Here is a 1004-nt window from a genome sequence, read left to right as displayed (position 1 = left end):
ATCCACATGCCCTTCAGGTCTACTACAGCTTCCGTGCCAGCAGCAGCGCGGGCTGCTGTGTCAGTCGTTGAGCTCATTGTGACTCCTCCATGGAATTTGGCTCGAAGAGACGCTCTTCGAGGCTGACGCATTTTGCGTGTTACGGCGCGTCGAAACAGTGACTTTGTCGCCAAGAACGACGCAGAACTGGCCACGCGCAGAAGCTCGAAATCGCAAAGTCAAATCCTCTCGCGTCGTAAAAAAAAGCCCGGCGCTGACGCCGGGCCTTTGTTTTCGATCGCCACAGTCTAGACCGGCTGAGGCTCCAGGCCGCCGACGTCGGGCTCTGGCTTCTGCCCCGTCGTCGGCACCGCCGAGCCGCGCGGCGGCTGCGTTGGCGACGATTCTTCGCGCACCGGCCGCTTGCCGACGAGCAGGCCCTTCATCTCGTCGCCGGACAGCGTCTCGAATTCGAGAAGCGCATTGGCGAGCGTGTCGAGGTGGCTGCGCTTTTCCGACAGGATGCGCATCGCCTCGTCATAGGCTTCCTGCACCAATCGGCGCACCTCGGCGTCGATCGTCTGTTGCGTCGCCTCGGAAATCGTCTGCTGACGCCCGAGGGAATATCCGAGGAACTGCTCTTGCTCGGGATTGGCGTAGGCGACGGTGCCGAGCTTGTCCGAGAAGCCGAGCTGGGTGACCATCGCACGCGCCACACGGGTGCATTGCTGGATGTCCGAGGCTGCTCCCGACGTCACCTTGTCATGGCCGAAGATCATTTCCTCGGCGACGCGTCCGCCCATGGCGATGGCGAGCATCGCGGTCAGCTGCTCGTATGTCTGCGAGACCTGATCGCGCTCGGGAAGGCCCTGCACCATGCCGAGCGCTCTGCCGCGCGGAATGATCGTCGCCTTGTGGATCGGCATCGCGCCGGGAACCGAAAGCTGTACCAGCGCATGGCCGCCTTCGTGATAGGCGGTGAGCTTCTTCTCCTCATCCGTCATCACCAGCGTGCGCCGCTCGGC

1 pseudogene is annotated in these 1004 nt (G+C 62.9%); it reads right to left on the bottom strand.

From position 1 onward, the window contains the following. Positions 1-287: 287 nt before the first annotated feature. Positions 288-1004 (bottom strand): annotated as a pseudogene (locus tag HUN39_RS18925) (ATP-dependent zinc metalloprotease FtsH); the annotation flags it as partial.

It is taken from the genome of Methylocystis silviterrae (assembly GCF_013350005.1).
GTDB classification, from domain to species: Bacteria; Pseudomonadota; Alphaproteobacteria; order Rhizobiales; family Beijerinckiaceae; genus Methylocystis; species Methylocystis silviterrae.
This window is presented reverse-complemented; position numbering and strand designations above follow the sequence as displayed.